Annotated in this window: 26 protein-coding genes and 1 tRNA gene; 15 read left to right on the plus strand and 12 right to left on the minus strand. The window is 62.0% G+C overall.

Annotated elements, in window-relative coordinates:
• The first annotated feature begins 1 nt into the window (after position 1).
• Genes zwf through FKM97_RS20645 form a run of 5 tightly spaced genes read left to right on the plus strand, consistent with a single transcriptional unit; the run spans position 2 to position 4,467 of the window.
• Complete coding sequence (gene zwf, locus FKM97_RS20625; RefSeq protein WP_144294299.1) at positions 2 to 1,549, plus strand: glucose-6-phosphate dehydrogenase; 1,548 nt, start codon at positions 2 to 4, stop codon at positions 1,547 to 1,549.
• Positions 1,549 to 2,418 carry a Cof-type HAD-IIB family hydrolase gene (locus FKM97_RS20630; protein ID WP_144294300.1) on the plus strand — a complete coding sequence of 290 codons (870 nt, stop codon included), beginning with the start codon at positions 1,549 to 1,551 and terminating at the stop codon, positions 2,416 to 2,418. The genes zwf and FKM97_RS20630 overlap by 1 nt, the downstream gene beginning before the upstream one ends.
• A complete protein-coding gene (locus FKM97_RS20635) occupies positions 2,415 to 3,233 on the plus strand; it encodes a Cof-type HAD-IIB family hydrolase (RefSeq protein WP_144294301.1) in 819 nt (272 codons plus the stop codon). The genes FKM97_RS20630 and FKM97_RS20635 overlap by 4 nt, the downstream gene beginning before the upstream one ends.
• 5 nt (positions 3,234 to 3,238) lie before the next feature.
• The gene (gene pgl, locus FKM97_RS20640; RefSeq protein ID WP_144294302.1) at positions 3,239 to 3,955 is read left to right on the plus strand and encodes a 6-phosphogluconolactonase; all 717 of its coding nucleotides are present in this window, start codon (positions 3,239 to 3,241) and stop codon (positions 3,953 to 3,955) included.
• Positions 3,952 to 4,467, plus strand: coding sequence for a gluconokinase (locus tag FKM97_RS20645; protein WP_144294303.1), 516 nt, complete (start codon positions 3,952 to 3,954; stop codon positions 4,465 to 4,467). Before pgl ends, FKM97_RS20645 begins: the two co-directional genes overlap by 4 nt.
• A gap of 27 nt (positions 4,468 to 4,494) precedes the next feature.
• On the opposite strand, the gene FKM97_RS20650 is transcribed toward FKM97_RS20645, so the two are convergent.
• Entirely contained in the window at positions 4,495 to 5,259 is a 765-nt protein-coding gene (locus tag FKM97_RS20650) for an ROK family protein (RefSeq protein WP_246105189.1), read from the minus strand.
• A gap of 223 nt (positions 5,260 to 5,482) precedes the next feature.
• On the opposite strand from FKM97_RS20650, the gene FKM97_RS26980 reads away from it, so the two are divergent.
• From FKM97_RS26980 to FKM97_RS20675, 5 genes are all read left to right on the plus strand, one after another.
• On the plus strand, positions 5,483 to 6,130 hold the full coding sequence (locus FKM97_RS26980; RefSeq protein ID WP_144294305.1) for a cold shock domain-containing protein: 648 nt from the start codon (positions 5,483 to 5,485) through the stop codon (positions 6,128 to 6,130).
• Between the two features lie 570 nt (positions 6,131 to 6,700).
• Positions 6,701 to 7,447 carry an SDR family oxidoreductase gene (locus tag FKM97_RS20660; RefSeq protein WP_144294306.1) on the plus strand — a complete coding sequence of 249 codons (747 nt, stop codon included), beginning with the start codon at positions 6,701 to 6,703 and terminating at the stop codon, positions 7,445 to 7,447.
• Between the two features lie 59 nt (positions 7,448 to 7,506).
• Positions 7,507 to 9,147: an AMP-binding protein gene (locus FKM97_RS20665; RefSeq protein ID WP_144294307.1), complete on the plus strand. Its 1,641-nt coding sequence runs from the start codon at positions 7,507 to 7,509 to the stop codon at positions 9,145 to 9,147.
• Positions 9,144 to 9,833 carry an HAD family acid phosphatase gene (locus tag FKM97_RS20670; RefSeq protein WP_144294308.1) on the plus strand — a complete coding sequence of 230 codons (690 nt, stop codon included), beginning with the start codon at positions 9,144 to 9,146 and terminating at the stop codon, positions 9,831 to 9,833. Before FKM97_RS20665 ends, FKM97_RS20670 begins: the two co-directional genes overlap by 4 nt.
• Positions 9,834 to 9,916: 83 nt before the next feature.
• Complete coding sequence (locus FKM97_RS20675; protein ID WP_144294309.1) at positions 9,917 to 10,555, plus strand: MarC family protein; 639 nt, start codon at positions 9,917 to 9,919, stop codon at positions 10,553 to 10,555.
• On the opposite strand, the gene yihA is transcribed toward FKM97_RS20675, so the two are convergent.
• Genes yihA through rpmH form a run of 4 tightly spaced genes read right to left on the minus strand, consistent with a single transcriptional unit; the run spans position 10,547 to position 13,691 of the window.
• Positions 10,547 to 11,224, minus strand: coding sequence for a ribosome biogenesis GTP-binding protein YihA/YsxC (gene yihA / locus FKM97_RS20680; protein WP_144294310.1), 678 nt, complete (start codon positions 11,222 to 11,224; stop codon positions 10,547 to 10,549). The genes FKM97_RS20675 and yihA overlap by 9 nt on opposite strands.
• 9 nt (positions 11,225 to 11,233) lie before the next feature.
• Entirely contained in the window at positions 11,234 to 13,069 is a 1,836-nt protein-coding gene (gene yidC, locus FKM97_RS20685; RefSeq protein WP_144294311.1) for a membrane protein insertase YidC, read from the minus strand.
• 29 nt (positions 13,070 to 13,098) lie between these two features.
• Positions 13,099 to 13,560: a ribonuclease P protein component gene (gene rnpA, locus FKM97_RS20690; RefSeq protein WP_246105190.1), complete on the minus strand. Its 462-nt coding sequence runs from the start codon at positions 13,558 to 13,560 to the stop codon at positions 13,099 to 13,101.
• Positions 13,557 to 13,691, minus strand: a complete 135-nt coding sequence (rpmH, locus tag FKM97_RS20695) for a 50S ribosomal protein L34 (RefSeq protein ID WP_144294312.1) — start codon at positions 13,689 to 13,691, stop codon at positions 13,557 to 13,559. Before rpmH ends, rnpA begins: the two co-directional genes overlap by 4 nt.
• Positions 13,692 to 13,991: 300 nt before the next feature.
• On the opposite strand from rpmH, the gene FKM97_RS20700 reads away from it, so the two are divergent.
• Positions 13,992 to 15,527: a sensor histidine kinase gene (locus tag FKM97_RS20700; RefSeq protein WP_246105191.1), complete on the plus strand. Its 1,536-nt coding sequence runs from the start codon at positions 13,992 to 13,994 to the stop codon at positions 15,525 to 15,527.
• Here the strand turns inward: FKM97_RS20700 and ggt are convergent.
• Positions 15,524 to 17,230, minus strand: coding sequence for a gamma-glutamyltransferase (gene ggt / locus FKM97_RS20705; protein ID WP_144294313.1), 1,707 nt, complete (start codon positions 17,228 to 17,230; stop codon positions 15,524 to 15,526). The genes FKM97_RS20700 and ggt overlap by 4 nt on opposite strands.
• A 110-nt stretch (positions 17,231 to 17,340) precedes the next feature.
• Between ggt and FKM97_RS20710 the strand changes: the two genes are divergently transcribed.
• The gene (locus FKM97_RS20710) at positions 17,341 to 18,378 is read left to right on the plus strand and encodes a P1 family peptidase (protein WP_144294314.1); all 1,038 of its coding nucleotides are present in this window, start codon (positions 17,341 to 17,343) and stop codon (positions 18,376 to 18,378) included.
• A gap of 19 nt (positions 18,379 to 18,397) precedes the next feature.
• Here the strand turns inward: FKM97_RS20710 and FKM97_RS20715 are convergent, their stop codons facing one another.
• Entirely contained in the window at positions 18,398 to 18,760 is a 363-nt protein-coding gene (locus tag FKM97_RS20715) for a hypothetical protein (protein WP_144294315.1), read from the minus strand.
• A 178-nt stretch (positions 18,761 to 18,938) separates the two neighbouring features.
• Here FKM97_RS20715 and FKM97_RS20720 point away from each other — a divergent pair.
• Positions 18,939 to 19,015 (plus strand) — tRNA-Arg (locus tag FKM97_RS20720).
• Positions 19,016 to 19,143: 128 nt separating this feature from the next.
• On the opposite strand, the gene FKM97_RS20725 is transcribed toward FKM97_RS20720, so the two are convergent.
• From FKM97_RS20725 to FKM97_RS20740, 4 genes are all read right to left on the minus strand, one after another.
• Positions 19,144 to 20,184, minus strand: coding sequence for a site-specific integrase (locus FKM97_RS20725; protein ID WP_144294316.1), 1,041 nt, complete (start codon positions 20,182 to 20,184; stop codon positions 19,144 to 19,146).
• A 6-nt stretch (positions 20,185 to 20,190) separates the two neighbouring features.
• Entirely contained in the window at positions 20,191 to 21,891 is a 1,701-nt protein-coding gene (locus FKM97_RS20730; protein WP_170241032.1) for a tyrosine-type recombinase/integrase, read from the minus strand.
• 179 nt (positions 21,892 to 22,070) lie between these two features.
• A complete protein-coding gene (locus FKM97_RS20735) occupies positions 22,071 to 22,286 on the minus strand; it encodes a helix-turn-helix transcriptional regulator (protein ID WP_170241033.1) in 216 nt (71 codons plus the stop codon).
• Positions 22,287 to 22,401: 115 nt separating this feature from the next.
• Positions 22,402 to 22,950 carry a hypothetical protein gene (locus FKM97_RS20740; protein ID WP_205015226.1) on the minus strand — a complete coding sequence of 183 codons (549 nt, stop codon included), beginning with the start codon at positions 22,948 to 22,950 and terminating at the stop codon, positions 22,402 to 22,404.
• A gap of 969 nt (positions 22,951 to 23,919) precedes the next feature.
• Between FKM97_RS20740 and FKM97_RS20745 the strand changes: the two genes are divergently transcribed.
• Positions 23,920 to 24,471, plus strand: coding sequence for an RNA polymerase sigma factor (locus tag FKM97_RS20745; protein ID WP_144294320.1), 552 nt, complete (start codon positions 23,920 to 23,922; stop codon positions 24,469 to 24,471).
• A gap of 30 nt (positions 24,472 to 24,501) precedes the next feature.
• Positions 24,502 to 25,266 carry an anti-sigma factor family protein gene (locus tag FKM97_RS20750; protein WP_144294321.1) on the plus strand — a complete coding sequence of 255 codons (765 nt, stop codon included), beginning with the start codon at positions 24,502 to 24,504 and terminating at the stop codon, positions 25,264 to 25,266.
• A 9-nt stretch (positions 25,267 to 25,275) separates the two neighbouring features.
• On the opposite strand, the gene FKM97_RS20755 is transcribed toward FKM97_RS20750, so the two are convergent.
• A partial coding sequence (locus tag FKM97_RS20755) for a S8 family serine peptidase (RefSeq protein WP_144294322.1) occupies positions 25,276 to 26,039 on the minus strand: 764 nt, incomplete at its 5' end.

The following is a 26,039-nucleotide window of genomic DNA, read 5'->3' on the forward strand; positions in this document are numbered from 1 at the left end:
CATGGACGACAAGCCGGCTCACGCGGTCCTGCCTGCCCATACGAAGGCAGCACCCCCCTCCACTGTGGTGATCTTTGGCGCGTCGGGTGATCTGACCAAGCGTCTCTTGATGCCGGCCCTCTATAACCTGGCCAATGATCAGGCTTTGGATGACAAGTTTCAGATCATCGGCGTCGATCTCGTGAAGAACGACGATGCCGGCTATCAGAAATATCTGACCGACAGCATGAACAGCCTCATCGCCGAGGGCGGCGGCGAGTTTGCCGCCACCGAGCTTGAGGAAAAGCCGTGGAACTGGCTCACGCAGCGCGTGCGTTATCTCTCCGGCGATTTCGGCAATGTCGGGACCTTCAACGACCTGAAGGACATGATTGACGCTCGCACCGAGGAGACCGGCAGCGGCAACGCCGTGTTCTATCTCGCCGTCGCCCCTCGTTTCTTTGGTGTGGTGGCCGAGCAGCTCGGCGCCGCGGGCCTCCTCGATGAAACCGATCATGGCTTCCGCCGCATCGTGGTCGAGAAGCCCTTCGGCACGGATCTGGCCTCCGCCAAGGCCCTCAACGCGCAACTTCTCAAGGTTGCCAGCGAGAAGCAGATCTTCCGTATCGACCATTTTCTGGGCAAGGAGACCGTCCAGAACATCATGGTCCTGCGCTTTGCCAATGGCCTGTTCGAGCCCACCTGGAGCCGGGATCACATTGACCATGTGGAGATCACTGCGGCCGAGACCGTGGGCGTTGAAAAGCGCGGCCGCTTCTACGAGGTGACCGGCGCCCTCCGCGACATGGTCCCGAACCATATGTTCCAGCTCTTGGCCATGATCGCCATGGAGCCGCCGAACTCCTTCGACGCCGACGCCATCCGTACCGAAAAGGCGAAGGTGATCGAAGCCATTCGGGATCTCTCGCCCGAGGAGGCGGTGAAGAATGCCGTCCGCGGCCAGTACACCGCCGGCATGGTCCGGGGGCAGCCCGTGAATGCCTATCGCCACGAGCCTGACGTCGACGCCCACAGCAACACTGAAACCTACGTGGCGATGAAATTCCTCATCGACAACTGGCGCTGGTCGGGCGTTCCTTTCTTCGTCCGGACGGGCAAGTCCATGGGCACCCGTCGCACCGAGATCGTGGTCCAGTTCAAGCGCGCGCCCGGTGTCCTCTTCCGCCATACGACCGGCGAAGTCGAGCCGAACATGATGGTATTCCGCATTCAGCCCAACGAGGGCGTCTCGATCCGGTTTGCAGCGAAGGTTCCTGGCCGCGAGGTGCAGATCTCCGAAGTCAACATGGACTTCCGGTATTCCGACTACTTCAAATCCGAGCCGTCCACCGGATACGAGACCCTCATCTATGACGTGCTCACCGGCGACCAGACGCTCTTCCAGCGCGCCGACAACATCGAGGCCGGTTGGAAGGCGGTGCAGCCGATCCTGGATGGCTGGGCCCGCAACGAGGGGCCGCTCGAGTTCTATGAGGCGGGCAGCAATGGCCCCGAGGGCTCCGATGAGCTCCTGGAGCGCGACGACTGCAAGTGGTTGCCACTCGAGTGATGGCCCCCAACGACGACCAGCCCCCGGCGCCCTCTCGCTTCTCCGGGCGGATCTCCCTCTTCGTCTCTGACGTGGATGGGACGCTCGTGACCCCCGACAAGAGCCTGACGCCGGGGGCCATAGCGGCCTCGGCGAAGCTCGCCGCCGCAGGGATCGCTTTCACGGTGGTGTCGAGCCGTCCCCCGCGCGGCTTCTCGATGCTCGTGGGCCCCTTGAACATCACGCATCCTTTCGGTGCCTTCAATGGCGGCACCATCGTGGCGCCCGACTACACGGTGATCGAGCAGCAGACCGTGCCCGCCGACGCCGCCCGTGCTGCCATAGCCGCCATCCGCGACCATGGCGCCGATCCATGGCTGTTCACGGGCACGGAATGGATCATCACCGATCCCCAGGGTGAGTACGTTCCCCTGGAACGTCGGACCGTTCAGTTCGAGCCCACGATCGTCCCGGACCTCGCACCTTATTATGGCAAGGCCGGAAAGATCGTCGGCGCCTCGAAGGATGCGGCCACCCTCGCCGCCTGTGAATCCTTGTTGCAGCGGCAGCTCGGCGGCGCCGCCTCGGTCCGTCGTTCGCAGACCTACTACCTCGATGTCACCCCGCCCGGCACGGATAAGGGCGTCGCCGTCCGCGCCCTCGCCCGCACCATGAACATCCCCCTGCATGAAGTGGCTGTCATCGGTGACATGGCCAATGATCTGCCCATGTTTGCCGTCGCCGGCTACAAGATCGCCATGGGCAACGGCAGTGATGAGGTGAAGGCACAAGCCGATCAGGTGACCTTGTCCAACACCGAGGACGGCTTTGCCCACGCCGTCGACGAATTTATTCTGCCTCATGCCCCCCGCCCCGGAGACCACCTGTGAAACGATCACGTCCGGCCAAGATTTCCCTGCTGCTCGCCGATGTCGACGGCACCCTGGTCACTCACGAGAAGGTGCTGACCGATAGGGCGGTCGCTGCGGTGAACGCCTTGCGCGACGCCGGCATCCGCTTCGCCGTCACCAGCGGTCGCCCTCCCAAGGGGATGGGTATGCTCATCGAGCCTTTGAAGATCGACACGCCCATTGCCGCCTTCAACGGCGGTCTCTTCGTGAACCCTGATTTCTCGGTCATCGAAGGTCACACCCTCCCCCGCAACGTCGGCGAGGTTACAGTCGATCTTATGCAATCCCATGACCTCGATGTCTGGCTCTATAAAGGCAGCGACTGGTTCATCCGCGATCCCAAGGCGCCTCATGTCGAGCGCGAGGAGTGGACCGTGAAGTTCCCGCCGACCATCGTCCGGAGCTTCGACGGACTTCTTGGCCAGGATGCGAAGATCGTCGGCGTCAGCGATGATCTTGAGAGGGTGAAGGCCTGCGAGGCCGCCTGCCAGCAGCAGCTGGCCCGCTTGGCCTCCGCCGCCCGCTCGCAGCCCTACTATCTCGACGTCACCCACCCTGCCGCCAACAAGGGGGGCGTCGTCGATTACCTCTCCCGCACTCTTGGCATTCCCGCCGGCGAGATTGCCACCATCGGTGACATGCCCAACGACATCCTCATGTTCGAAAAGGGCGGCCTGGCCATCGCCATGGGCAATGGGGGCCCCGAGGTCCAGGACGCTGCGGACGTCGTCACCGACAGCTGTGACGATGAAGGCTTTGCCAATGCCGTCCATAACTTCATTTTGAGAGGCTAGGTCCCGTGCAGCCCATTCTCCACATCGAACAGGATGGCGACGCCCTCGCCAGGGCCGCGGCAGACTGGATCCTGCAGCGCCTGGACGCCTCGACCGGTCCTTTCGCGCTGAACCTGTCGGGCGGTTCCACACCGAAGAAGCTCTACGCCCTGCTGGCGAGCGACGCCTACCGCAGTCGCATTCCCTGGGATCGCGTCCATCTCTTCTTCGGCGACGAGCGTTACGTGCCGCATGATCATCCCGACAGCAACTTCCTCATGGCCGATGAGTCGCTGATCGCTCACGTACCCATCCCGGCCGCCAACGTCCACGCGATCCCGTCTGGGCCGACCCCGGCCGAGGCCGCCGCAGCCTACGAGAAGACGCTGAAGGCCTTCTACGGTGCCGAGACCATCGATCCTAAGCGCCCGCTCTTTGCCGTCACGCTCTTGGGTCTCGGCCCCGACGGCCACACGGCCTCCCTGTTCCCCGGCATCCCCGCATTGGACGAGCGCAAGGCCTGGGTGCTTCCCGTCATCGGTGAGAAGCCGCCACCGCAGCGCATCACCTTGACCTTTCCGGTGCTCGACAGCTCCGCTGCGGTCGCCTTCCTCATGGCAGGTGCGGAGAAGCACCCGATGATCGAACGCCTGCGCAAGGGCGACACCTCGATACCCTCCGGGCGGATCGCCCCCCACGGAGAATTGCACTGGTTCATGGACAAGGCCGCGGCGGAGGGATGATCCTCGTAGCCATGGGTGTCTCCGGTGCCGGCAAGACGACGATCGCGTCGGCCTTGGCCACCCGCCTGGGCTGGACCTTTGCCGATGGCGATGCGTTCCACGATGCGGCGAACATTGAGAAGATGCATGCCGGCATCCCTCTCACCGACCTTGACCGCATGCCTTGGCTCAAGCGGATCGCGGAGTGGATCGACGAGCGCCGTGCCGCCGGCGAGGACGCCATTATCGCATGCTCCGCTTTGAAGCGTCGCTACCGGGACGTCCTGGCCAAGGATCGCCCCGACGTCCACATCCTCTATTTGCATGCGAGCCGGGAGCTTATTGCCTCGCGGCTCCACAAGCGCACCGGGCATTTCATGCCGGAGGCCCTGCTGGACAGCCAATTCGCCGATCTCGAGGAACCCGCCCGCGACGAGCATCCGATCCGCATTGATGTCGAGCCGCCGGTCGAAGCGATCGTCGACGACATCGTCGGGCGACTGGCGTCACTTCGTCGTCCGTCTCCCCCCTGACCCTAGGGCCAGGCTCCGGACACAGCCTCAGTCGAATGATCTGACGGCAAGCCAGACATCGTCATCCCACAGCCGAATTCCCCCGGTGATGCCCGCATCATTGCTGGCGATGCGCACATTCTTGGGCAGTTCGTCTTTGATGTGCGTGGCGTTGCCCCCGCCGATATAGAGCGTGTCGTAGTTGATGAGCGAATCGACGATCTCGATCATCCGCAGCACACGCTTGTTCCATTTCTTCGGCCCGATCTTCTGCTTCGCCGCGTTGCCGAGATAATCATTATATGTCTTGTCGCCCCGGATGGGATGATGCGCGAGTTCGAGATGCGGCGTCAGGCGCCCGTCGCTGAAGATGGCTGAACCGACGCCGGTGCCGAGCGTCAGGACGACTTCGAGCCGCTTGCCCTCGATGATCCCGAGGCCCTGGACTTCCGCGTCGTTCAACACCCGCGCCGGCTTTCCCAGCGCTTCCGCAATCGCCTTCTCGAGGGGAAAACCGCGCCAGATGTCGTTTCCGAAATGCGGGGCGGTCACCACCTTTTCGTCGCGGATGACGCCCGGGAACCCGGCAGAGATCCGCGCATAGCTGGGAAGCGGCTTCACCAGCTCCGTCAGCGCGGCGATCATCGTATCGGGGGGGCATGGGTTTGGCGTCGGAACACGCACCCTGTCCACTGTCATCTTGCCCGTCTTGTCGAGCACGGAAGCCTTCAGCCCCGTGCCACCGATATCGATGGCCAGTGTTAGGATCTGGGAGGATTTTGGTGCCCTCGATGGGCGTGTTGTCTTGGCCAATATTATAACCCCTCGATCATGCCCACGGCTCATTGCTCGATCATAAGGCAATCGTTTCTGGAAGCTACCCGACTGACACCTAAAAAAGACTTGCCAAATGCGAGAATGGATTTTGCCGAAAGCCCCGTCCGCCTGTATGATAGGTAGTTCTCAAGAGAGAAAACTCGCTTGACCGGTCAAGCGAGGCTGCAAATACAGATCTGTTTAGCTTCTGGGATGGTCGATGAGCCGTTATAAAGATTATCGTGAGCCTCGCCGGCGTGGCTTCGATGATGATTTCAGTCCGAAAAGCCGCCGTGGATCGGACGACATGCCGTCATTTCGCCAAGGGGGTCAGCCCGCGCCTGCGATGAGCAGCAACGCGGTGCCGACAAGCGCGACCGTAAAGTGGTTCAACGCTGACAAAGGCTTTGGCTTTGTCGAGGTTGACGGCGGCTCCGAGGCGTTCCTGCACATTCGTCCTCTCGAAGCAGCGGGTCATACCAGCCTGCCCGAGGGAGCCCGCCTGCTGGTTCGCGTGGGTCAGGGTCAGAAGGGCCCTCAGGTGACTGAGGTCCTCGAGGTTGACGTGTCGACGGCCTCCGCGACGGCTCGCCCGCCGCGTGCGCCTCGCCCCAGCTTCGACCGCAACGACCGCGCCGAGTCGAGTGCTCCTCTGTCTGAGGAGCAAGAAGGGATCGTGAAGTGGTATAACCCTGACAAGGGTTTCGGCTTCATTGCCCTCGACGCCGGTGGCAAGGACGTCTTCGTCCACGCGACGGCATTGGAGCGGTCTGGTCTCGGCATGGTGTCCGAAGGGCAGCGTGTTGTGGTGCAGGTGGCCCAAGGTCAAAAGGGCATCGAAGCCCGGACGATCCGCGCCGCGGATTGACGCTGCGACCATCGGCGACGAGCGGTCGCCACATGCGGGAGAACTAAGATTTTCTCGCACGGGAAAGCATTGCGCTGCTGAGGATTGCCGCAGCGGCGCATTTCTTTTTCGGGGGACCGTCAGGCACGTCCGCTTGACCGCATAAGGGAAGTGTCAGCACTCCCCTTCGGCCTCATTTTCGGGAAGTGTCCGACACTTCCCCGCCAGCCCCATTCATGAATCGGGTTCCAAAGCCACCAGGCGTGACTGCGATCTCCGCATTGGCCTCGCCGGCCGAAACGTAAGAAGGGCCGCCCTGACGGACAGCCCTTCCATTGTCACCCACGTCCCGGCGCAATGCCGGGCTAAGGTTTTAACGCGTGCGAGTAGAACCCTCGACAGAGGCGAGGACCCAGTTCACCGCTTCCGACCACCGCGGATTGAGACAATGAGACACTGGATCACCTCCTTTCGATAAATTGACGACGAATCAAAGATAATGCGTCTCGGCGATAATTGTAAGCTGAAGTTTTTCGCATCGCTGGGGCCGTGCTGGTCACATTTTAATCATTGCTGAGGGAGACGGATGCCATGCCGCCAGTAGCACTTGTGACGGGAGCAAGCCGCGGCATCGGAGCGGCGACGGCCCGCGGATTGGCCAGTCGGGGCTATGATCTCGCCCTCACCTATGAGCGCGCCGCAGCCGATGCCGAGACCGTCGCCGCCTCCTGCGCGGCCCATGGCGTGAAAGCCAGCATATATCAGCTCGATGTTGCCGATGAGAGCCAGGTCGAGCGCCTCTTCGCACAGCTGGATCAGGACTTCGGGAGCCTCGATGCCCTCGTGAACAACGGCGGGATAACGGGTCCCTCCTGCAGGCTCGAGGAGCTGAAGGGCGACACGCTCGCGCACGTCTTCGCCGTGAATGTCTTCGGCAGCATGATCTGCGCCCGCGAAGCCATACGACGCATGTCGACCCGCCGCGGCGGCAGGGGTGGCGCCATCGTGAACCTGTCCTCCGCGGCCGCCCGCTTGGGCAGTCCCAATGAGTTTATCCATTACGCCGCCTCCAAAGGGGCCGTGGACACTTTCACTCTTGGCCTGGCCAGGGAGACGGCAGAGGAAGGCATCCGCGTGAATGCCGTCCGGCCCGGCCTCATCGAGACGGAAATCCATGCAAGCTCGGGCCTTCATGACCGGGTGGAGCGTCTGTCACCGATGATCCCCATGAAGCGGGCCGGCAGTGCGGAGGAGGTTGCCGAAGCCGTCTGTTGGCTTCTGTCCGATGCCGCATCCTATGTCACCGGTGCCATCATCGACGTGGCAGGCGGCCGCTGAGAGACGCTCTGTCCCAGGCGGTCGGCATCGGCGTAGACTGATGTGAACAAGGAGCGTCCATGCGGGACTATCAAGAGGCGGCAGCGGCATTTGACCACCAGGCGACGGTCGAGCGGACGCTGCACGGAACTCTGTCCGCCCTCAATGCCTGTGTCGAGTGCTGCGATCGCCATGCCCTCCCCGGCCGAATAGCTCTGTTTTGGGAAGGCCGTGACGGCAACAGCGACACGCTGACCTTCATCGAGTTGCAGCGCCGTGCCGCTCAATTCGCGGAATTCCTGGTGGCTCAGGGCGTTCGTCCCGGCGATTGTGTGGCGGGTCTCCTGCCGCGCATTCCGGAACTGCTGATCACGATCCTGGGGACGTGGCGCGCCGGCGCGGTCTATCAGCCGCTTTTCACCGCCTTTGGTCCCAAGGCCATCGAGCATCGTTTGGCAGCCGCGGAAACCCGCCTTGTCGTGACGGATCCGGCAAATCGCGGCAAGCTCGATGGCATCCCGGATGCGCCCCCGGTCGTGACCGTCTCGGGCCCCAAGGGCCAGGGCATCCGCCGGGGCGACTTCAGCTTCTGGTCCGAGGTCGAAGCCGCCGGGGAGACCTTCGCACCGGTCATGCGCACCGGTGAAGACCCGTTTCTGATGATGTTCACCTCCGGCACCACGGGTGCGCCGAAGCCTGTCAGCGTTCCACTGAAGGCGATCGTCGCCATGGTCGGCTACATCAGCGATGCTGTCGACTTGCGTGCCGAGGACGGCTTCTGGAACATCGCCGACCCCGGCTGGGCCTATGGTCTCTATTACGCGGTGACCGCTCCCCTCGCACTGGGCCACCCGACGCTGTTCTATGAGGGCGCCTTCACCGCCGAGAGCACATACCGCCTCATCCGCAAGCACCGCATCACCAATCTATGCGGCGCGCCCACGGCCTTTCGTCTCCTGGTGGCTGCCGGCCCGGCAGCCGCGGAAGCTGTGAAAGGCCAGCTTCGCGCGGTCAGCAGCGCCGGCGAGCCTCTCAATCCGGAAGTCATCCGCTGGTTTGCCGAGCATCTCGGCACGACGATCCACGATCATTACGGCCAGACCGAGCTGGGCATGGTCCTCTGTAATCATCATGCCTTGCATCACGATGTCCACACGGGAGCTGCGGGTCTCGCCGTCCCTGGCCATCGCGTGGTTGTGGTCGATGAAGAGGGCCGGGAGCTGCCCCCTGGAACCCCCGGGATCCTCGCCCTCGACCGCAGCCGGTCGCCGCTCTTTTGGTTCGCCGGCTACAGGAATGCGGAGACGCCCTCATTCGTCGGGGAGTATTACCTCAGCGGCGACACGGTCGAGCAGAATGACGACGGCACCATCAGCTTCGTGGGCCGCTCCGATGACGTCATCACATCCTCTGGCTATCGCATCGGCCCCTTCGACGTTGAGAGCGCGCTCATCGAACATCCCGCGGTGATGGAGACCGCCGTCATCGGCAAGCCGGATCCCGAGCGCACCGAAATCGTGAAGGCCTTCATCGTCCTCAAGGACCGTCACGACCCTTCTACCGAACTCGCCGAAGCGCTCCAGAAGCATGTGAGAAGCCGGCTCTCCGCCCACGCCTATCCGCGCGAGATTGAGTTCGTGGAAAGCCTCCCGAAGACACCCAGCGGCAAGATCCAGCGCTTCATCCTCCGCAACCAGGAGCGGGCGAAGTCGGCACCATGATCAGGTTCGGCGCCAGAGTCCTCGCCCCGCTCCTCGCGCTCGCCCTGAGTGCCTGCGCCTGCGCCCATGTCGATCAGCCGGCAAATGTCGGGATCGCGAAGCTCGGCGCGACCGCCTATCACGACAGCGGCGCATATGCTCGTGATCTCGCGATTGTCGCGGCAAGTGCTGGCTCATGGATCGCCCGCCGTGCTCCTCAGGTGGCCAAGCCGGCACTGGTGCTCGACATCGACGATACCTCGCTGTCGAATTGGCAGGTGATCAAGGCCAATGATTTCGGGCGTTTTGTCAATGGCGACTGCGCCTTGCCTGAGGGCCCCTGCGGCTGGCGCGCCTGGGACATGAAGGGCATCGACCCCGCCATTGAGCCGACGCTGCAGGTCTACCGCCAGGCCCGCGCGGCGGGTGTGGCGGTGTTCTTCATCACCGGCCGGCCTGAATCGCAACGCCAGCCGACGGCGCGCAACCTTTCTCGCGCGGGGTACGAGGGCTTTACGGGCTTGGCGATGGTGCCGGAAGGCGCTCGCTTCTCTTCGGCCGTTGAGTTCAAGGCCCCACAGCGCCGGCGGATAGAAGCCGAAGGCTACACGATCATCGCCAACATGGGCGATCAGCCCTCCGATCTTGCCGGCGGCTTCTCGGAGAGGACATTCCAGCTGCCCAATCCTTTCTATCATATTCCGTGAAGTCGCTTTGTTGGCCTTGAGCAGGCCCTGCCCGTTCGGATAAGGTCCGTGGCCTTTCAGCCGAATGATCAGCGAGTCTGACCATGATCGAAGACCAGACCCTGTTCATTACCCAGCTGACGACCCTGTGGATCATGCTCGACCCGTTCGGCTTGCTCCCTCTGTTCATGGGAGCGACCACGGAGTTCAACGCGGCTCAGCGTCGCCGCATCGCCGTCTATGCAGCGGTGTTCGCCCTCATCATTCTGCTTTTCTTCGGCTTCATCGGCCAGATCTTGCTGCATGCCATGGGCGTGTCGCTCATCGCCTTCCAGATCGCGGGGGGCATCATCCTGCTGATGTTCGCGATCGGCATGGTTTTGGGTGAAATGCAGCGAACTCCGGTGTCCACCACGCCCGTCGAACAGAGCAAGCTCCTGAGCGTCGCAGTCTTCCCATTGGCCACACCCATGATCGCGGGTCCGGGCGCCATGCTGACGACCGTTCTCCTGATGGACAACAACCGCTTTTCTTTTGGGCATCAGATGGAGACGGCCCTGGCGATGATCATCGTCCTGGCCTTCCTCGCCTCCATCTTCATGCTCGGAGACTATGTTCTCCGCATCATCGGCGAAGCCGGGGCGAACATTCTGCGGCGGGTGATGGGCATGATTTTGGCGGCGGTGGCGGTCAATCTCATCTTGACCGCCTTCGCCGATTGGCTCTCGCTGCCGTCAATCTGAGGCTTGCGACTCCGACAGGATGGTCATCTCGGCCCTGAGCTCCGGCAGCCCGATGCCCTTTTCTGCCGAGGTGATGTGCAGCCTCGGATGGGCCGCGGGCCGCTTCGAGATGCCGAGCCTCACGGACTCGACGATCTCAGCCAAGGCCTCCGGCTTCATCTTGTCGGCCTTCGTCAACACGATCTGATAACTGACCGCAGCTTCGTCGAGCAGATCCATCATCTCGAGGTCTGGAGCCTTGAGCCCGTGCCGGCTATCCACCAGGACGAAGACGCGCTTGAGCTCGATCCGGCCGCGCAGATAGTCCCGCAGCAGCCTTTGCCATGTCGCGACCAACGCCTTTTCCGCCTTGGCATATCCATAACCTGGCATATCCACCAGGCAGAGACGGTCGCCAACGGCAAAGAAGTTGAGCTCCCGCGTCCGGCCGGGAGTCGACGACGTCCGCGCGAGGCTCTTGCGGCCGCCGATCGCGTTGAGCAGACTGGACTTGCCCACATTCGACCGTCCGGCGAAAGCGACTTCGCATTGCATCGGTTCAGGCAGGAACTCGAGCTTCGGCACGCCCCGGAGAAAGGTGATCTCGCCGGCAAACAGCTTTCGCCCCGCCTCGATGACCTCGGGCGTGAACAGTTTGTCCGCATCTTCCTCGAAATTGAGTTCAGACATGGGACAGCCTCAGGGCTTGCTTTCGCTGGCGTCCTTGCGGCCCCGATTGAGGAACGGAATTGAGCCCCGGATATTGCCGAGCAGGTTCACGTCGACACCTTGCCGCCGCATGATCAGCCATTGCTGCAAGATGGAGAGTGTGTTGTTCCACGACCAGTAGATCACCAGCCCAGCCGGGAATGACGCGAGCAGGAAGGTGAAGAACACCGGCATCCAGTTGAAGATCTTTGCCTGAATCGGATCCGGCGGTGCCGGGTTCAGGCGCATCTGGATCCATTGGGTGATCCCCATGATGATCGCCCAGGCTCCGACCATCAGCATGTGCGGCGGCGTCCAGGGGATCAGGCCGAACAGGTTGAAGATGGTTGTAGGATCCGGCGCCGAGAGGTCCTTGATCCACCCGAAAAACGGTGCATGCCGCATTTCGATCGTGACGAACAGCACCTTGTAGAGGGCGAAGAACACCGGGATCTGAACAACAATGGGCAGACAGCCGGAGACGGGTGAGACCTTCTCCTTCTTGTAGAGCGCCATCATCGCTTCCTGCTGCTTCATCCGGTCGTCCGGGAAGCGCTCGCGAATCTTGAGAAGCTCGGGCTGGAGCTTCTTCATGGAACTCATCGACTTGTAGGACTTGTTGGCGAGCGGATAGAACAGCAGCTTCACCAGCACCGTGGTGATGAGGATCGCCACGCCGAAATTGCCGACGATGCCGTGAATATACTCCAGCAGGAAGAACATCGGCTTGGTGATGAAGTAGAACCATCCCCAATCGATCAGCAGGTCGAAACGGTCGAGGCTGAACTCGGCGGCATAGCGCTCGACGATATTCACGACCTTGGCGCCGGCGAACACCTGGCTTTGGTAGCCACCAGTCGCCCCGGGGCCGACCTGCACCGGATCCTTGACCAGGAAGTCGGACTGATAGACGTCGGACGTGCCGTTCTTGTGGTCGAAGAACCGTCCTTCGATGGTGGACTCTGGATCGGGCATGATGGTCACGGCCCAATACTTGTCCGTGATCCCGAGCCATCCGCCGACGGCGGAATGCGTCAAGGGTGCAGCCGCTTCCTGGAGGTCCTTGTAGCTGAGCTCCAGAAGGCCGTCCTCGCCCAGCACCCCGATGGGACCTTCATGCAGGATGTAGAAACCGGAAGTGTGGGGGGTGCCCGTCCGTGACACCAGGGCATAGGGATAGAGCTGGATGCCCGTGGGCCCGTTATTCGTCACTTCCTGGCGGATGCTGAACATGTAGTCGTTGTCGACGGAGACGATCCGTCGGAAGATCTGTCCCTGGCCATTGTCATAGCTGAGCGTGACCGGAGCGCCCGGCGCCAGGGTGGGCGATCCCTCCACCGTCCAAACCGTCTCCGGTGTTGGCACCGCCACCGTCGTACCCCCGCCGGCAGCCCATCCCGACTCGGTGAAATAGGCGCTGGAGGTGCCCGAAGGCGACAGCAGCGTGATGATGGGGCTCTCGGGATCGACCGTCTCGTGATACTTCTTCAGCCTGAGGTCATCGATCCGTCCACCCTTGAGATTGATGGAGCCGACCAGGCTGGGTGTCTCGATCGCGACGCGCGGCGTCGACGCGATGACCTGCTCGCGGGTCATGCTGCCCGGCGTGGCACCGGCGGCTACGGTGCCAGGAGCCGCTGGGCTCGCGCCCGGAGTGGTGATCTGGGGAGCGGTCGAAGAGGCCTCTGCCTGCCGTTCAGCCTGTTGCTGCTGCGGGGCGTCGACCTGCTGCTTCTCCATCTGCGGCACCCCGACGAAGAGCTGCCACACGAGGATGACGAGGGCGGAGAGCGCGATAGCGAGGATGAATTGCTTGTTGTCGGCCATGGTCTCTACGCGTTCTCGACGTACAGCAGTTATCGGGGATCGTTTCGCTCGCCGGCCGGCTTGGGCGAATATCGATCACGCCTGCCGCCCGGGGTTGGCTCGGCGTGGACGGTCTTGACCGCTCGCCGCAGATCTTCATTCAAGACATCGAAGGCGCGCGACGCAGTGCTGCCGCGCCCGATGATCACATAGTCGTAACCGCTGACGGCGACATCGCCGAGCGAGAGTCGCGCGGCTTCGCGAAGTCGGCGCTTGATTCTGTTGCGCTCGACGGCCCCGCCCAGCTTCTTGGTCGCTGTGAATCCGACCCGGGCAGCGCCGTCATCATCTCGTTTTCGAGCCTGGATCACGAGCCCAGGCATCGCAGCCGACCTGGCCCGCGATGCGGCGACGAAATCCCGGCGTCTCTTGATGCGCTCCATGCCCATGAACGTTCGAATGCCGGTGCGCACTGCAGGATCGCTGCGCTCCGCCGGGCACGAAGAACTCACGCTGACAGGCGTTTCCGGCCTCTGGCGCGGCGTCGGGCCAAAACTTTACGTCCGCCGGGAGTTGCCATACGGCTCCGAAAGCCGTGCCGGCGCTTCCGGATCAGGCGGCTTGGCTGGTAAGTCCTCTTCACTGTCGTCTCCGCGAGGTCCGGCGAATGATGCGCAGAGGGGACAGTGCCACCCTTGGTCGATCCGCCACTAAAGCATGCAAATTGATTGCCGGCTTATAAGGAACGCCGGGTCGCAAGTCAACGAATTGGGCGGCCCTCGCTGCACATCCGCCGCGCCTTGTTGTCACCCCTCGCGAAAATTCGGCCCGCACATGCGGAACCAATCCTCAAAATGCCATATACGTGAAGGGGAATGGGAACATTCTCGGCAAGATTGACTGGACGTCTTTGAACTCACCCGGACCAAATGGACAAGCGCCTTTGGAAGGCGCCTCGAAAACCGCAAGCGAGAGCGAAGCGCCTCGACCGGGCATCCTTCACGGGCTGTCCGCCAAGCTGCTGTTGCTCACCATGCTGTTCGTCATGGTCGGGGAAGTTTTGATCTTCGTTCCCTCCATTGCCAATTTCCGGGTGAAATGGCTGGAGGATCGCATCAAGACGGCGCAGATCGCGACCTTGGTGGTTGAGGCCGCACCCGACCAGCTGATTTCCGATGAGTTGCGGCGTGAATTGCTGGCGCGCGCCGGGGCCAAGGCCATCGCCTTCAAGCGTGGGGAGTCGCGGCACCTCGTGCTGGCCGGACCCGAACTTCCCGAAATCGATGCCCATTACGACATCCGAGACGTCACCTGGTTCGAGACCATCGTCGATGCCGTGGAAACGATGGTGGCTGGAAACGGTCGCGTGATCAGGGTCTTGGGCTATGCCACTGATCCGTCCGGCCAGTTCACCGAGCTTGTGATCGACGAGCGGCCCTTGCGCAAGGCGATGATAGCCTTCTCCTTCACCATCGCGAAGCTCTCGATCATCCTCTCTCTCATCGTCGCCACCCTCATTTACTACACCCTGCACGTCACCTTCGTTCGTCCCATGCGGCGGCTGACGAAGAATATGGTCTCCTTCAGCAGCCACCCGGAAGATCAGAGTCGGATCATCATGCCCTCCGACCGCGACGACGAAATCGGCGTTGCGGAGCGCGAGTTGAACCGCATGCAGACCCAGCTGGCCAACACCTTGCAGCAGAAGACGCGATTGGCGGCGCTTGGCTTGGCGGTCAGTAAAGTCAGCCATGATCTCCGCAACATGCTGTCCAGCGCCCAGCTGATCTCGGACCGCCTCGGACAGATCGACGACCCCACCGTCAAGCGTTTCGCACCGAAGCTCATCGCCTCCCTCGACCGCGCCATCGGTCTTTGCGTGCAGACCTTGAAATATGGCCGCGCTCAGGAAGCGCCCCCCGATCGCGAGCGCTTTGAACTGCGCAGCCTCGTGGACGAGATCATCGACACCGTGGCGCCCGAGGCGTCCACCCGCACCATTCTCTACAACGACGTCCCGCCTGAGCTGGAGATCGATGCCGACAGCGATCACATGTTTCGCGTGCTCATGAACATGCTGCGCAACGCGGCCGAGGCGCTGGATCATGAGACCGACGCCATCGCCATGGGCGAGGAAGGCTTTGTCCGGATCCGTGCCTGGCGCGAGGGCACTGTGGTGACCATACAGATCGCCGATAATGGCCCTGGCGTCCCGGCCCGCGCCCGCGCCCACCTCTTTGAGGCTTTTCAGGGGTCCGGGCGGAGCGGCGGCACGGGCCTCGGTCTCGCAATATCGGCCGAATTGGTCCGCGCCCATGGCGGCGAGCTCATTCTGGCGGAGAGTGAAAAGGGCGCCGAGTTCCGCATCGTGATCCCCGATCGCGTCCATGAGATTCGCCCCGGTCGGCGTGGCGAGCGCCGGGTCGTTGATGGTCCGGGAACCCTGGTCGTTCCCCGTCGGGACGAGCGCTCCTCTTAGGGAAGCCTGAGAACCTTCCCTTCGCGCCGTGGATCCGCGCCGCCAGTCAATCCGTGGTCTTTCCGCTCCACGCCCTGCAATCCGCTGATCGCCGGCCGCACCGTCACGCGATGGCCCATGGCCTCGAGCGGTGCTTGCAGCGCGACGATGGGGGTATTCTCCTCGAGCTCCAGCGGTCCGTTCCTGTTGAGGAACCGCGGTACGTTGATGGCCGCCTGCATGGGCATTTTCCAGTCCATGAGCGCGATCAGCGTCTCCGTGACATAACCGATGATCCGGCTGCCGCCCGGCGAGCCGACGGCCGCATGGAGGGATCCATGCTCGTCGAGCACGATGGTCGGTGACATGGAAGACCTCGGCCGCTTTCCGGGCGCGACCGCATTGGCCACGGGCACGCCGTCCGAGCCCGCCGGCGTGAAGGAAAAATCCGTCAGCTCGTTGTTCAGGAAGAAGCCGCCGGCCATGATGTGGGCACCGAAGGGCCCTTCGATGGAACTCGTCATCGAGACCGCATTGCCGTCGCGATCGATGATGGAGAGATGGCTTGTCCCCGCACGCGCGCCGTCGATACCCTCGGCCCGGTGCACGGCTCCCGGGGGAACCCCTGCCGATGCCGGGCCCGAGGCCTTGCCCGGGTTGATCAGGGCCGCCCGCGAGGCCAGGTAGGATCGGTCCAGCAATCCGGCGACGGGAACATCGACCTTGTCCGCATCGGCCATGTATCGGTCCCGGTCGGCGAAGGCCAGCGCGCTCGCCTCGCTGATGAGGTGCACGGCAGTGACTCCGGCCGGCTGCAGTGCCCCCAGGTCGAAATGCTCGAGCATCCCGAGGATCATCAGCGTGGTCAGCCCTCCCGATGTGGGCGGCGGCATGCCGCAGACCTCGAACCGACGATAGGGACGGCAGACCGCATCCCGCTGCAACGCCTTGTAGCCGGCCAGATCCGCCAGCGTCATCGTGCCGGCATTGGGATGGCCCTGGACGGCATCGACGATCGCTTGCGCCACCTCTCCCTCGGAGAGCCCGGCCGGTCCGCGCTCAGCGATGGCCTCCAGCGTGCGAGCATAAGCCTCGTTCTTGACGATCGCGCCCATCGGCAGGGGCGTCCAGCCTGCCGGCAGGCTCTCGTCCCGCATCGCCAGGTAGGATCGCGTCTCATCATTGTTGAGGAGTTCCGGCGCATTGCCCAAAGCCTCCGCCAGCCGCGGGCTGATCTCGAAACCCTCCCGGGCCAGCGTGATGGCAGGCCGGAACAGCTCCCCCCAGGCCAGCTTCCCATGCGCGTCATGCGCCAGCCTCAGCATGGCCACGACGCCTGGCACCCCGACGGAGCGGCCCCCCACGACCGCCGCCATGAAGTCCATCGGTGTGCCGTCCTCATTCAGGAAAAGATCCGGCCTGACGCCGGCCGGCGCCGTTTCCCGCCCGTCATAGGCGCTGATTTTCTTCGCGCTGGCATCCCAGTTCAGCAGGAATGCGCCGCCGCCGATCCCGGAGGATTGCGGCTCCACCAGCCCCAGCACCAGTTGAGCCGCGATGGCGGCGTCAACCGCGCTGCCGCCCTTGGCGAGGATGTCGATCGCCGCCTGCGATGCGCGTTCATCCGCTGTCGCCACGATGGCTTGCCCCTCGCGGCGATCGTCGCATCCAGCCGCGATCCCGAGGACCAGCAGCACCGTCAGCAGGCGGCCAAAACGCATCATGCAGAACTCCTTCTCCACACCGTCAATAGCGCGCCTGGAAAGGAACATCAATTTGACCTGTTTCGCACAGGGCAATACGGTGCGCGCACCCACCATGCGAGCGAGAATCCATGTCTTATCGACCCGGCCCCCTGAACCTCATCACCGATGTCGACGGGATCAGCATCGGCAACGCCCATGACGACAAAGTCATGTCCGGCGTGACGGTTATTCTGCCCGACCCGGATGCCATAGCCTCTGTCGACGTCCGCGGCGGCGCCCCGGCGACCCGGGAGACCGACGCGCTGGATCCTTCGTCCCTGGTCGAATCCGTCCATGCCGTCGTCCTGTCCGGAGGCTCCGTCTTCGGCCTCGATTCGGCCACCGGCGTCACCCAGTGGCTCTCGGACCATGGCCGCGGCTTCACGTTCGCGACACAACCCCGTGCCTGCCCCGTGGTCCCCTCTGCCTGCCTCTTTGATATTCTCAATGGCGGCGACAAGGCCTGGGGTCCGACCGCCCCCTATCGCCAGCTCGGCATCGACGCCTGTGAACGCGCCTCGAGCCAATTCTCCCTGGGCAATGTGGGGGCCGGCTACGGTGCCCTGGCCGGCCGCTACAAGGGAGGCCTCGGCAGCGCCTCGGCGGTCATCGATGGCATCACCGTCGGAGCGATCGTCGCGGTGAATTCCTTCGGCTCGCCCGTCATTCCGGGCACGAACCGCTTCTGGGCGCAACTGGCCGAGATCGATGGCGAGTTTGGCGGGCTGGCCGGCCTGCCCATGGAGCTCACCGCGGCGAGCCGTTCGCTCACCACCGACACCAAGGCCGCGATGGTGGCCGACGCCGCAGCAGCCGGCGCCAACACCACCATCGCCGTGGTGGCGACGGATGCGCGCCTCACGCCCTCGGAGGCGAAGCGCTTCGCTGTCATGGCCACCGATGGCTTTGCACGCGCCCTTCGGCCCGTCCATACGCCCTTTGACGGCGACACGGTCTTCGCCCTAGCGACGGGTCGCCGCGAGCTGGAGGGTCCCCGTCCGCTCGCTCTGGCCATGCTTGGAGCGGCGGCATCCGACAGCTTGGCCCGGGCCATCGCCCGCGGCGTCTACGAGGCCGAGACACTCGGCCCCTGGCTGTCCTACCGCCAGAGTCACCGCCCCGCCTGATGACGGGGCGATGTCGGGATCAGTTGCACCAGGCTTCGACGATCAGCTTCTCGAACTCCTGCTTGGCCGCTTCATAGGCGGCCGGCAGCTCGCCCGGGGGTGGGCACTGCCCGCCCGCTGATTCGGCGGCGTCCCAGGCCGACTGGATGGCCGACATCTGTTCGGGATTGCCCGGGCAGGCATAATTGATCTTCTCGAAGAAGACCTTCTCCAGGTCGGCGGGCAGCCCGGCCGCTCTCAGGCAGCTGTCGAGCACCGCATATTGCGGCGCGGCAAACTGCATGTTGCCAAGCTGTGTACTGGTCATGAACGCCTGTGCAGCCACTGTCGCACCGATCAGCGCCGTGCCAATCAACAATACTCGTCTCACCGATCCGGCCATAGCATCTCTCCTGGAGGCAAATCCCTCCGTAAGCCATGCCATTTCTGGCCGCGAGAGGCGAGCGCTTTGACACGATTGAGTAACTGGAATGTTGCCGAGGCCGCGATCCGGTCCTTGCGTTTGGTTCCTGCCCGTATTAGGACAGGCGCCACCAACAGGCGGGCTCAGCTCCCGCCAGGCGCCGGTAGCTCAGCTGGATAGAGCACCAGACTACGAATCTGGGGGTCGGGAGTTCGAATCTTCCCCGGCGCGCCAATATACTCAAAGACTTAGATGGAAACTGGCTGGTCGCCGGTTTCTCTGGCGTCAACATGGCGTCATTTCCACGAAGACCGGCTTTAGCGGGACGAGTGCGCGCGCGAAGGTGTAATGATACAAGATTTCTAATCCAGAACCATTTTTCGGGCTATTAGCTCTGCAAAGTGCGCACTCGCGTGTCTTCTACTGCCCTTGTTATAGTGCTTCTCGGTGACCCTGGGATCAGTGTGTTGTAACAAGGCGGACGCAAGCCCCATCTTTGTGCCTGCCAAATCCGCTATAGTGTGAACGGCGCAATCCCGGAACAGGTGGGGGTTTACTGCCTTTCCCAATCTTTCTTTTGTTACTTGGGTAATAATCTCGCCCACATAAGTGTAGGCGAGAGCACCGCCCTTAACTGATGCCCACATCGCATCGCCGGGGTTTAGGAAGAGGTTGCGCCAGTATGCGATCCAACGATCAATCTGCGGTGCGATCAGCGTGGGAACAATGCGCTCGTCGGGGCGGCCATTTTTGGTCTCAGATGCGTTGAGAACAAGATACCAGCCATCGTCACTGCGCTGGAGGTGCTCGCCGAGACAGAGTCCAGCAAGGTTTTTGAGGCGGATAGGGCATAGGGTGAGGAAGGCGATCATCAGACCGTTGCGATATGTCCGAGCCCGCGTGAGCTCAGTCTGGGGGGCTGCCGTCTCCGCTTCCGCCATAAGGTCCAATCCAAGCCTGAGAAGCCTGTCGCCATCGACGATCCTTGGCGCCTTGGCCCTTGGCCGCATTTTATCTTTCAGGTCGAGTTCGATTTCGTGAAGCCATTCAAACGCATCCCCAGGCACCAAGAATCGCGCCACGGTGCGGATGCGGTTGATGTAGTTGTATCGCGCCACCGATTCGACGCGGTGATCCAGCTCCGACAGGAATGCTTCGACATTGGCTGGCGTGACATGGGCCGCAGCGGGTGCATTCACGTTGAACGTGCCGTTGCGAGCACAAAAGTCGAGAAGATAACCGTAGCCTCGCTGAAGGTAACCTCGGGTAGATATTTTGAGGTGGCCTGCGCGGCCTCCAGACTTCAGGCGATGCGCCGGACTACAAGCAGCCTCCCATCCATCGCGATCCGCCCGAGGCCACTCCTCAGAGGGCAAGGTTTCGTAGCGACTGGTCGCGCTCATGCTGCCTTACTTCCCCATCTTGTCGATAACGAGGTCCGCGTACATCCGGGACGCGTTAATGGTGTCCAAGCCCACATAGCTGTTGGTGGTGGTCCTCAGATTTCTGTGGCCCAAGACGCGCCGGACCATCTCATAATTGCCGGGTAGCTTCTCGAGGATGATAGCGGCCGCGGCGTGCCGAAACTGATGCGCCGTGACCTTGAGACCCAGATGCTTCCATAGCAGCACGCTCATCTGCTCGGACAGGGTGTGGCTGGTCTTCTGGTCCCGCCCCTCCCCCGGGAACAGGTAGTCATGATTGCGGCCCCGCATGAGGGCGGGCCGGTGGAGATGTATGTATTCGTCGATGATTGCGGTAACTCTCGCCGGCAGCGGATGCTCAAGGTCGATGCCGTTCTTGACGTCATATCCCTCGAATACCAGCGTGATGGGAGTGCCAGGGCCGGCTGGACGGACCAGGTTTTCGCCAATTTGGATTGAGGCAAGATTGCCGACTCTGATAGGCGCCACAACCAGGATCGCAATCGCGGTCGCTAGCTGCGCCAGGACGGCGGCCTTGATCGGCTGCGCCTTGCTTTCACTGCGGGCGATGGCCATGAGCCTCATCGGCAACTGGATAACCTTATCCCAGATATCGCCCACCAGAACCTGCCGGATCAGATCCCGGTTCTTTTTTGTCATACCACCCTGGCGGTGCTGCTCCATCGTATAGCGGAGATCGTCGAGGCGCCCGAGCTGCCCCGCATCGAAGCCTGGAAGAGCGCGTGCAATTCCATGGAGCTTCCCAGCCAACGCGATGGCATAGGTTGAGGGGACATCACCGGCCGCCTCCCAAAGATGATCGACGATCGCCTCGACGGTGTCGGGGTGTAGAAGTGCCGCGAGCGAGGTCAATCTGTCGAGTTCGATGCCTGAGGCCACTGCCGTCCGAACGGCAGCCACGAGCTCACGCTTGCGGGTGTCGACCGTCGAAGGCTTGCACCCCTTCATCCGGCGTCCGTCCGATGCCTTGTGGGGACGGGAGAGGTCCGCCAGATAGATCTCGATCCCCTCACGCAGCTCTTCAGGAAACTGATCCCACCGCGGGCCACTGCTGCGCTCGGCATATCCTGGCTCAGCAAGCCTCATCGTAGGCCAGCCAGGGACCTCGTCGACAGCCTTGTTCCAGTAGCGCACCAAGAGGCGCCTGGAGCTGGTATTGAGGGGCGAGAAGCTCGTTTCCAAACGATAAGTTGCATACGCTTTAACGTGCACATCGGCGACCTCGCTCGGGGCGATGCCAAGGCCGGAGAGGAAGCGGCAGAAGGGCGAGAGCATGTCCTTGGCCTGGACATCTGGAACCAGCGACCAAAGCTCCCGCCAGGCGTCGCTCATCGGGGCGCGATGGGCGTTGCCGAACTCGGTCCTACCGTACCAGTTCAGTGCCCGCTTCACGTTCGCACGATGGTTGGCGAAGGTCTTGGGATGAACGTTCAACTGCTCAGGGTGCAACGTCTGGACGGCGCGGCTGATTCCTGTGACCCGGGCCGGGATCGTCTCGCAGGGACGACCCAGGAAGCCCGCCATCTGGCGCAGCGACGTCGCCCAATGGCGCTTGGTCGCCGCATCGAGATCGTCGGCTCGTAGCAGTGCAGCGAGCGCATCGGCGAAGGAGGGCCCTCCAATCACCGAGCCGGCGGGGGCGTTTCGCTCAAGGAAAGTCAGCATTAGGACAACCTTAAGTAATACAATATCAGATGACGCAGCACACTCTTGTACAACATTGATATTTAGGAGATCGTTGTCAATGTATTGTGCACAAATACATTCATGTATTTTCCTAATGTTTATAAATATAATAGATGTTGTTGGATAGTGTTGCCCGGTTGAGCAAGAGTAGGCAGGCATCACAGCCTGCCATACTCGCTGGTTGACCGATACTTGAGGGTCTTGACCCACTCATCGAGGTCCGAGCGCCGGTAGGAAATCTTCCGGGGCCCAAAGCGGACAAACCGCGGTCCGCCGCCCGTGACGCGCAACTTGTCCACGTAGCTCTTTGAGCAATCCAGATACTCGGCGGCTTCCTCGGGGGTGTAGAAGGGATCATTGTTCAGGGCGGGCATGCATACCTCCAGTTGGGATGCCCTTCCGCTCCGATGATGATGAGATGTCATGGGTGAACAAGGGCAACACCAATGGCGCGTAGCACCCTCTCGCCCAGCGGTCGAAATGGCTAAATTAATTTCGGTTTTGGTCCGGCCGGTCTTTCTTCATGGCCTCATTCTGACGAAACCAACTGCGCCAGGCATCCTCACCTAACGTGATCCCTAATGGAGTGCCGCAAGCGATCAGGAAGCGCACCAACGGACCACCCGCCACCCCTTCATTAGGCCGACCTGGTCCGCCCACCGACATGGCAGGCTCTGCGCCCGTGATCTCTGCGTACAGAGCAACCATCCGAGCAGCCCATCGCTCGAACGCAGGATCGGGCTGAGGACCACGCTGTGCCACTATTTGCCTGACAAGAGCGACATCCTTCTGCCCCTCGCTCGCTTGCCGGCGGATGAAGGCTGCAGCCTTTGCACCCTCAATCAAGATAACAATGGAAGACAACCGTTCGGCTGCACCTAGGACCCCGGCTTCACCATCATCCTGGTTGCCCCTGAACCAGTTAGCCAAGAGGTCAATATTCTGCGTTGGGCCAGCCGAAGGGGCAAGCCATCTCGATATGGCGAGGTCAAGATCGTCCGGCGCCTCAACATCTTCAATGCCGAGATGCTTCAGCAACTTCCGAGCCGTCGCTTCGATCTTGCATAGTTTCTTCTGAATCTCGGAAGGCTTGAGTTTAAGACCGCGACCCCGATCAAATGTCGGCCGTTCAAGATCGACCCGATACTCGACCGCAGCAGCCTCAACCTTGGAGGCGCATTTGAGCACGCGGTTCACATGAACTCCAATGGAGTTTGCGATCCCTTCCAGCGTCTTGAGCCTGTATTGCATGTAGGGCGTATAACAACGCACCCGCAAGGGAGTTGGCAAGTCATGATTGGAACGACGGGCAAAAACTAGATGGCGGCTTCGCGCCTCCTTTTCGGCTATTCGAGCAGCCTCGGAGATTTTCCAAAAGCTGCCATAGCTGCTCGCAGCCGCAGGCTACCACGTTGGCGGCGGGCCGCTATGGATGCGCTGCGGGTCGGCCCCGCCGTCTTCTGATTGATCCCGTAGGGTTGGCCTCTGGCTCTCTTGACTAATGTTATATCGTTCGACGGACCGCCTCTGTCGTCGTGGCGCTGCCATGGAGAACCGGGCACATAGTGCATCCCTCCATTCTGCGAGAAGTGTGCACCATCAAAATCCGGGATCAAACACCTAGTTGGCCTCGGCATCATCGCTTTCGGCCCATGGGGCGGGGGAATATTTCTGATCCTGGTTCGTTTTCCGAACATTGCCCTGTCCGCGGAGGATGAAATGACAGTTGATGTTCCGGGAAATGAAAAGCGGTTTTCAAGAAGCCGCGCCCTCGCGGAAGTTCGCCGTCTGATACGGGAGTTGCCGAGACGAAAAGCGTCCGAGGGGGATGCAGCGGGCGCCGAGGCGGACGGCCCCCAACCGCAAGATAAAAGTGTTTCGACGAGACCCTTCTGAGTCAAGTTAGCGATATGCAGTTTTAGTTTTGCAAATTGCTGGAACGATTCAAGCATGCATCGCGATTAGCTCCACATCCGAGCCATTGCTCAGGCACAGAGAAGGAGCAGCATGCGATCCCTCGGGAACAAGGCCGCAGATGGGACCTACTTGGACGGTGTCTCGACGCCAGCTTCAAGACAGCATGTTGGACAAGAGCTGATCTGTTTGCTGCCTCGACTTAGACGGTACGGGCTGGTGCTCTGCAAGTCCGCTGCAGCCGCCGATGACCTGGTTCAAAGTGCCTGCCTCAAGGCATTGGCATCCGCCGAAAAATGGACTTTGGGCACCCGTTTTGATGCATGGGCATTTCGGATCATGCGGAACCACTGGATCGACCAGTTGCGAAAGGACGCCTGGGAAGTCCCACTCGACCCGGAGGCCAGTGAAGGAGTGATGGTTCAGGACGGTGAAACCCGCGTTATGGCGCGGTTTGAACTGGAAGATGTTCGTCAGGCGATTGAGAAACTCAGCCATGAGCAGCAAGAAGTTCTCCTGCTCATCTGTGGAGATGAAATGAGCTATCGCGAAGCTTCGGAAATTCTCAACGTTCCGATCGGTACAGTCATGAGCCGTCTCGCCCGCGCGCGCCAGCAACTGTTAAGGCTCACCGGAACTGATTGAAGGCAAACAAGGCCGAGGATGGAAAAACAGATGTCGCAGGGTGATTTCAGCGACGAGATCTTGATGGCCTATGCCGACGGTGAGCTCGAATCCTCTGTGGCACAGGACGTCGAAAGTGCAGTCGGCGAGAACCCAGAGATCGCGCGGAGGATCCTCGGCTTTGTGAGAAGCCGTCGTGCGACCAAATCGGTCTATGCGTCGCAGGCAGCCGATCCGGTCCCAGCCGTTCTCGAAGCCGCGATCAAAACGCGTCTTGAGTCACCAAACAGTTTGCCGGGAACATACCGACCGATCACCACCCCGCCCGCCAATGATGCTTCCTCGAACAGAAGAACCTTTTGGCCAATCGCTGCGGCCGTCGCATTGGTCTTAGGAGGCGCGATGGGAGCAGTTATCGACAGAGCCTCCGTCGCCAGAACGCCGGGGGCGGGGCTTCTCGCCGGGCTCGAAGCAAGCGAGATCCAGGATCAGCTTAGTCGCCTCCCAACAGGATCGCAGGACGCTACGGCGATCGGCACCTTGCGGCCTCTCGCCAGCTACAAGACTGAAGCAGGAACATTGTGCCGCTGGTTCAGCCTGGAGGGGGCCTCGTCAAATGCACGAGCGGTTGCTTGTCTCGATCAACGCCGCTGGACTCTCGCCCTCGTCGATCTCCGTCAGGGTAGCAACAATGACTATAAGCCGGCCAGCGACGACAATGGTCCCGTCGAGGCTTTCTTGCAGAGCATCAGGGCCGGGGCTCCTCTCGACCGCAGGGCCGAGGAAGGCGAACTTCTCCTCGTCAACCGCGACTGAGGATTTGCTCTAATCGCCAGCGGGCGTTATTCGGACAGTAGAATGGGCGGGACCCTGGTCAGTGGAGGCGATGAGCTCGTCGCACAGACCCGCCATCTGCAACAATCCAAAACCAAAGATGTCGTCGCGCCCGACCGCTCCCAGATCCTGGGCACGCGTCTTAAGCTTGACGGGAATGCTGGCCGAATCGAACCGCTGGCTTGCCGCGAGCAAGGCGGCGGCGGCGGTGACGAAGGGAGCGGCATAAGAGGTTCCGCTGCGGGTTCGCTCGTCGATCGAAGCTTGCGCCGTCCAAATGTTCACCCCCGGCGCCGCGAGGTCCACATATGATCCTGATGTCGCAAACGGATAAACATTGAAAGACGGATCGATCGCAGTGACGGCAATGACCTCATTGTAGGCCGCGGGGTATGATGCTCGTGCTCCCGGTCCGCCATTCCCCGCGGCAGCAACGAAGACGACGCCGCGGGCCGCGGCTTCCTTGATCGCGGATTGAAGCGCGGGGTTCGGAGGACCGGAAAAGCTCATATTGATGACGCCGACGCGGCGGTCGACCAGTGCTTCCAGAGCGGAGATCAAGCCCACGACATCGGCATGATCATCGATCCCCGGCTGTCGTCTGAACGCATCCACCGCGACCAGTTTCGCGTTTGGAAGCAAGCCGGGAGAAGGGCCGTCGCCGCGTCCGATCAGGAGGGCTGCGATCGCTGTCCCGTGGTCGGTGGAGGATGCAGAATCGCTGTGGGAGAGTTTGATGATTTCGAGAGATTGCC

The sequence above is a fragment of the Rhodoligotrophos appendicifer genome (assembly GCF_007474605.1).
Lineage (GTDB): Bacteria > Pseudomonadota > Alphaproteobacteria > Rhizobiales > Im1 > Rhodoligotrophos > Rhodoligotrophos appendicifer.

Bases quoted from the DNA above. Each gene is read 5' to 3' on its own strand.
- FKM97_RS20745 (WP_144294320.1), top strand. From the start codon at position 23,920: ATGCGATCCCTCGGGAACAAGGCCGCAGATGGGACCTACTTGGACGGT.
- yidC (WP_144294311.1), bottom strand. From the start codon at position 13,069: ATGGCCGACAACAAGCAATTCATCCTCGCTATCGCGCTCTCCGCCCTC.
- ggt (WP_144294313.1), bottom strand. From the start codon at position 17,230: ATGATGCGTTTTGGCCGCCTGCTGACGGTGCTGCTGGTCCTCGGGATC.
- FKM97_RS20725 (WP_144294316.1), bottom strand. From the start codon at position 20,184: ATGAGCGCGACCAGTCGCTACGAAACCTTGCCCTCTGAGGAGTGGCCT.
- FKM97_RS20630 (WP_144294300.1), top strand. From the start codon at position 1,549: ATGGCCCCCAACGACGACCAGCCCCCGGCGCCCTCTCGCTTCTCCGGG.
- FKM97_RS20660 (WP_144294306.1), top strand. From the start codon at position 6,701: ATGCCGCCAGTAGCACTTGTGACGGGAGCAAGCCGCGGCATCGGAGCG.
- yihA (WP_144294310.1), bottom strand. From the start codon at position 11,224: ATGTCTGAACTCAATTTCGAGGAAGATGCGGACAAACTGTTCACGCCC.
- FKM97_RS20735 (WP_170241033.1), bottom strand. From the start codon at position 22,286: ATGCCCGCCCTGAACAATGATCCCTTCTACACCCCCGAGGAAGCCGCC.
- FKM97_RS26980 (WP_144294305.1), top strand. From the start codon at position 5,483: ATGAGCCGTTATAAAGATTATCGTGAGCCTCGCCGGCGTGGCTTCGAT.
- FKM97_RS20670 (WP_144294308.1), top strand. From the start codon at position 9,144: ATGATCAGGTTCGGCGCCAGAGTCCTCGCCCCGCTCCTCGCGCTCGCC.
- zwf (WP_144294299.1), top strand. From the start codon at position 2: ATGGACGACAAGCCGGCTCACGCGGTCCTGCCTGCCCATACGAAGGCA.
- FKM97_RS20750 (WP_144294321.1), top strand. From the start codon at position 24,502: ATGTCGCAGGGTGATTTCAGCGACGAGATCTTGATGGCCTATGCCGAC.
- FKM97_RS20710 (WP_144294314.1), top strand. From the start codon at position 17,341: ATGTCTTATCGACCCGGCCCCCTGAACCTCATCACCGATGTCGACGGG.
- FKM97_RS20730 (WP_170241032.1), bottom strand. From the start codon at position 21,891: ATGCTGACTTTCCTTGAGCGAAACGCCCCCGCCGGCTCGGTGATTGGA.
- FKM97_RS20665 (WP_144294307.1), top strand. From the start codon at position 7,507: ATGCGGGACTATCAAGAGGCGGCAGCGGCATTTGACCACCAGGCGACG.
- FKM97_RS20715 (WP_144294315.1), bottom strand. From the start codon at position 18,760: ATGGCCGGATCGGTGAGACGAGTATTGTTGATTGGCACGGCGCTGATC.
- FKM97_RS20675 (WP_144294309.1), top strand. From the start codon at position 9,917: ATGATCGAAGACCAGACCCTGTTCATTACCCAGCTGACGACCCTGTGG.
- FKM97_RS20645 (WP_144294303.1), top strand. From the start codon at position 3,952: ATGATCCTCGTAGCCATGGGTGTCTCCGGTGCCGGCAAGACGACGATC.